Source organism: Pedobacter sp., from assembly GCF_031119335.1.
Taxonomy (GTDB): Bacteria; Bacteroidota; Bacteroidia; order Sphingobacteriales; family Sphingobacteriaceae; genus Pedobacter.
Genome location: NZ_JAVHXT010000014.1, coordinates 50,141 through 56,182, shown reverse-complemented (window position 1 = coordinate 56,182; position 6,042 = coordinate 50,141). Strand labels below are relative to the sequence as shown.

Annotated in this window: 2 protein-coding genes and 1 pseudogene; all 3 read left to right on the top strand. The window is 42.6% G+C overall.

What is annotated here, in order from left to right:
• Window positions 1-2,855 (top strand): annotated as a pseudogene (locus tag REI64_RS14590) (hypothetical protein); the annotation flags it as partial.
• A 255-nt stretch (window positions 2,856-3,110) separates the two neighbouring features.
• Window positions 3,111-3,611, top strand: a complete 501-nt coding sequence (locus tag REI64_RS14585) for an OmpH family outer membrane protein (RefSeq protein ID WP_308850874.1) — start codon at window positions 3,111-3,113, stop codon at window positions 3,609-3,611.
• A 56-nt stretch (window positions 3,612-3,667) separates the two neighbouring features.
• A complete protein-coding gene (locus tag REI64_RS14580; protein WP_308850873.1) occupies window positions 3,668-6,028 on the top strand; it encodes a hypothetical protein in 2,361 nt (786 codons plus the stop codon).
• The last annotated feature ends 14 nt before the right edge of the window (window positions 6,029-6,042 follow it).

Genomic DNA, 6,042 nt, shown 5'->3' with positions numbered 1-6,042 from the left:
GGGCTACGGGTGCCACTGGCCCACAGGGCGCCACAGGTGCACAAGGTGAAATAGGCCTAACCGGAGCTACAGGAGCCACTGGTCCGCAGGGTATCCAAGGTATTCAGGGTGCAACGGGAGCTGATGGTGCGGTTGGGGCTACGGGTGCCACTGGCCCACAGGGCGCCACAGGTGCACAAGGTGAAATAGGCCTAACCGGAGCTACAGGAGCCACTGGTCCGCAGGGTATCCAAGGTATTCAGGGTGCAACGGGAGCTGATGGTGCGGTTGGTGCGACGGGTGCCACTGGCCCACAGGGCGCAACCGGTGTACAAGGTGAAACAGGCTTAGCCGGAGCTACAGGAGCCACTGGTCCACAGGGTATCCAAGGAATTCAGGGTGCAGTTGGAGCTACTGGTGCCACTGGCCCGCAGGGTATCCAAGGAATTCAGGGTGCAACAGGTGCTGATGGTGCAACGGGTGCCACTGGCCCACAGGGCGCCACAGGTGCGCAAGGTGAAATGGGTCTAACCGGAGCTACAGGAGCCGAAGGGCCTCAGGGAGCTACTGGTGCAACCGGCGCAACAGGAACAACTGACCCAGTTACGGCAAATAACGGTTTAACTAAAACTGGAGATAATATTCAGTTAGGTGGGCCATTAACTAAACCAACAACTATTACGGCAGATGTCACAAATACATTAGCCATTGCAGGCTTACAAACAGGGGCTGCTACTGATGTTTTAGTGGTGGCAGATCCAACGACGGGATTATTGAAATCGGTAGATCCAGCGATATTGACGATGGAGCCTTGGAATGTGAGATTAACTACGGATAAGGCAACACTAAATACACAGAATATTTACCAACATGGAAATGTAGCTATAGGTACACAAAATGGAATTGGTGTTTTCAATGTAGATGCTACTAAAAACAATGCAACAACCGGTACTCCTACATCAACACAGGTTTTAGACGATATCATTGTAACTCCAGCAGGTAGAGTAGGTTTTGGTTACAATCCATCTGATGGTAATTTATTAGGTCGTCAGAATGACGATAAGGTAACTTTTCAAGCTAATGAAGATTTGGATGTAAACTACAGCTTAGCAACCACAAGTGCAGCACAGGCAATTGTACACCGTAATATTATTTCTGGTGGAGCAATAGGTGCTAGAACGGCAAGAGGTATGGGGCAATCTATAGCGGCCTTTGAAGGGCACACAAGTACATCGTCAGCAAATTACGGATGGGGAAGTCTATCAACCCAACAACGTGCAGGCATGGTACTTAGAACAGGTAAATTAAATGATTTTGGTGGAGAGATTTGGTTTGGTGTATCTGGAGCTTCGGAAGGCGATGGAGGTAAAACATTGGTAAATACCGCAGGTGTTAAATATCGTGCTGTAATAGATCAAAAAGGAAACTGGGCCTTTGGTTCAGATCCAAACTTTGATGCTTTTTGGAGAACCCCAACTGAGCGTCTAGATTTAATTTTAGGTGGCGTACGAATTGGAGCATTAGGTTACGGTCCATTGGCCGCTTGGAGAACTGTAGAAGCCGCTGAAAGACCAAACTATATCAGTACCGATGCGAATGATAGGTTGGTAGTTGCTGATGTGAACGGTGTGTTAAAGGTAAAAGAGGTTTCTACAATTTTGCCTGCAACAGTAACAGCAGATAATGGTTTAACAAAAACAGTAAATAACATTCAATTAGGGGGTGCATTAACTAAGCCTACTACTATTACGACAGATGTCACAAATACATTAGCCATTGCAGGCTTACAAACAGGTGCTGCTACTGATGTTTTAGTGGTGGCAGATCCAACAACGGGATTATTGAAATCAGTAAATCCGTCTACGTTAGCTATTGAACCTTGGTTTAACGTAGCCACTAATGCAGGTGCAACTGCAAATACACAAAATATTTACCAAATGGGAAGTGTGGCCATAGGTAAAAACGCATTGCAAACAGGTGCGGCACTTGATGTAGAAGGTGCAGTGCGTGGTGGAACTAGCCATATAGGTACTGCAGGGGTAAATTCTGCTGCGTTTGGACAACAGAATGAAGCTTCAGATATAAATGCTTTTGCTGCAGGACAAGGTAACAAGGCAAATGGAAATAATTCAGCTACTTTCGGTGCCTTTAATACAATTCCTACTGGAACAACAGAAGCCTTTGCTACAGGTACGATGAATAAAGCAGTGGGAGTTAACTCATTTACTTCTGGTGCTGAAAATGAAGCGAATGGACGTAATTCTGCAGTCTTTGGAAATGGAAGCATTTCTTCAGGAACAAATGAGCTTGTATTAGGTAGATATAATGCTATTACAACGGCAAGTACAGCACTTTTACAAGTAGGTAATGGAGGTATTGGTGTACGTAGAAATGCGTTAACTATTTTAAATAATGGCAATATTGGTACAGATATAGCAATTGCCCCAACAGAACGTTTGGATATTGGTTCTGGTAACGTTCGCATTCGTGATATAAATACTATTGCAGGCCTTGCTACAGACAACCTTGTAGTAGCAGATGCAAATGGAGTTTTGAAAACCATTGCAGCAAGTACAAGTACAGCCATTGAAACCAAATCAGCAGATTACACAATGCTAGCAACAGACGAAACCATATTGGTTCAAACTGGTGTAGCTACAACGGTTAAAATTACACTGCCAGCTGCTGCGGCTACTAATAAAGGTAAACGATATACAGTTAAGATGATTGAAGGAACAGGTGCAGTCAATGTAGTTTCTGCTGGCGGTACCATAGATGGAAATGCTGCAGCTACTGGAATAACCGGTGCATCAATATGGCAAGGTTGGGTAATACAGTCTGACGGCACAAACTGGTTCGTTGTAAGTCGTATTTAAAATAAAAGGTTGAGTGGAGAAAGGTTAAGAAAACTTCCTCAATCTAAAAAAATACATATAACAACTCCCTCTCCTTTGGAGAGGGAGGGCTGAGGTAAAAGAGTAGAGGGAAGTAGCATGTTTAGGGATGATGATTGCACATAATGGAGATTTCTATAATCTCGCCCTCTATTTTAAACTCAAATACACATCAAGTAATAATTTATATCAAAATATTAAAGCCTTAATTAATTCGCTTTCTCAATAAATAAACAAATGAAAAAAAATATCCCAATTCTTGTTACGCTATTATTTTTTGCCTTTCAAAGTAAGGCTCAACTGGCCATTGTTAATGGGCAAAAAGTGATAGCAAGTATGAGTGAATTTGCAAAAATTGACACCTTAGTAGCTAAAGAAACGGCTGGTTATGCTGCCGAATACAATAAGAAACAAGCCGCTCTAAATAAATTGGTAACGCAAGCAGATAGCTTGTATAAACTAGATGCTAAAGCACCTAATGCTATTAAGGCCATAGGCGATGCCCAAACTGCAGATAAAGATTTGAAAGCATACGGCGAAATGGCAAATAAAAAAATTGCTGAATATAAAGAGCTACTAACAAAGCCTTATACAGAAAAAGTAATGGCAGCCATAAAAACTGTGGCTTTAAGGGGGAAATACATGCAGGTTTTAGATAGCTCAACAACCAGCGTGTTGTATCTAAATCCGTTGGCAGATATCACTGATCAAGTAATTAAAGAAATCAAACAGAAATAAGACAGAAACGCATGATAGGCTTTGCCTAATTGAAGCGTAAACGAAATATCCTACCTATGAAAAACTATACTAATTTAAGCCTGTCACTTATTGTACTTGTAGCATTAGCAGGTTCTGCAAATGCACAACAAGGTTTTGGAACCAGCAACCCAGCACCATCATCTGTAATAGATATGGTTGCTACCAACAAAGGTGCTTTGCTACCACGAGTAGCATTGACAAGCACTACAGTTGCTGCACCGATAAACGCCCCTGCAAACTCCTTAACAGTTTTCAATACAGCCACTGATGGTGTTGCGCCTAATAATGTAACTCCGGGTTATTATTATTGGAGTGTTCCACAGGCAAAATGGATCAGGTTAATTGACGCAAATACACCCCTAGGCGGTAATAACTGGAGGGTAGAATTAACAACAAACCCTGCTACGCTTAACACTCAAAATATCTACCAGAGTGGAAATGTAGGTATAGACCCACTAGGTATTTTCGCAACAAAAGCTCCAGTCGCTCCTCTAGATGTTCGCGGAGCAGTAAGAGGTGGTGAAGTAGCCGATTTTGGAAGTGGCCCTCTGCCTGTAGGGATAAATTCTGTAGCTTTTGGATACATGAATAGAGCAATAGGCGAAAATTCAACCTCGCTTGGAAGTAGCAGCAGGTCTGAAGCTAAAAATGCATTTTCAGTAGGTAATAGTACATCTGCATTAGGAGAAAACTCAGCAGCTTTTGGTAATTCAACCCATGCAAGAGGCGAACGCTCTGTAGCCTTTGGTAATAGTACAAGTGCTGATGGTCGCATGTCGGCATCATTTGGTAACGCTACACACGCTATTGGAGAAGAGAGTTTTGCTTCGGGAGATGGAAGTTATGCTACTGGAGAACATTCTTTTGCTGCCGTTAGATCGAATGCTGTAGGTAAAAATACCTTCACAGCAGGAACAAATACTTACGCTCCTTCGTTCACAGAAACTGTTTTTGGTATAAAGAATGCCATCCGTCAAACTGGAGATCCATTAAATATGGTTCCTACAGATGCCCTATTTCAAATAGGTAATGGTAGTGTAGAAGATGAAAAAAGTCAAAATGCCTTAACTATTCTTAAAAATGGAAAGACAGGTATTGGTATACCAGGATATTTCTTTGAAGATCCTGCTTCATTAATCACTAATGAAAATAGTGTAAAACCAACGGAACTGTTAGATCTAGGTGGTGCAGCAACAGCTGGCAATGGCGGCTTAAAAATAAGAAACATTAATAGTGCTGCTTACGCAGGTAATGCCGCTACAGATAAAGTGGTTGTTGCAGATGCGACAGGAGTTTTAAAAACCATAACTGCTGGGGCATTGACTGCTCCAGAGCCTTGGAGAATACAAACCACAACCAACAGTGCAACTGCTAATACCGATGCTATTTACCAAATTGGAAATGTAGCTGTAGGCGATTTTAGCGGTGCTACGCCTTCAGGTAAAAGATTAGAGGTAAAAGGAAATTTTAAAGCTGAAGTAATTAGCGGGAATGCTCTTTATGGAACAGAAATAGACAACCCGCTGAACCCAAATGCAGCTATGCACTACTGGTACGACGGCGCAACAAGCAATTATCGTGCAGCTTCTGCAAGCCCTATCTCTGCAGCATTGGAGGCTGTGACAGGAACCACAAAAAATACTGTTAGTGTAAACAATACTCAAGCGGCAATGGCTTCACAAAATGGAACTAATTCTGTATCTACCATTAGAAATACCAATACTGGCGAGTTCTTTATGGAAAGCTACAATGTAACAGATAATTTTGGTTCTACCATTTCTTTGCAAAACAATGGTCTTCGTTTGGTGCATACCACAACAAATGGTTCGGGCCCTGGCGGTTCTTTCCCTAACAACCATAGGACCGAATTGTTAGTGCAAAAAACAAATGGTATTGGGGTTGATTTACGTGACGGCTCAGGTGTAGTGAAAGCCAATTACTTTTTGCCTATCACTAGCGGTACTGCAGGGCAGGTGCTAACTAAGAGTAGCGGAAATAGCACTGTTTGGGCAAACCCAGTAGCTGCACCCAAATTTTTCTACGCTCCGTCTATGGTGATGCCAACTACCAACACAGATTTGCCTGCCCACGTAACCTACGATGCCGGAACACAAACCTTCACAGTAGATATGTATGCCATTTATAGCGCACAATTTGGTATGACGGGTGCAACAGGTCCTGTTGCTGGCCGCACAGCTATAAAAAGTACAGGAGCAGGTAATTTAGATGTTTTAGCAGCAAACGCATTAGGCTATTTTGTAACCTATTTCGATAATACAGTTTTCGATCCTGCAAGTGTTTCGCTAACTCCTGATGGCAAATTAAGCTATAGAATTTTAGCCACTGCTACCGTAACTGCAAAAACTTACATGAACGTAGTTTTTAAACAGTTGTAAGCTTTAGCTTATTC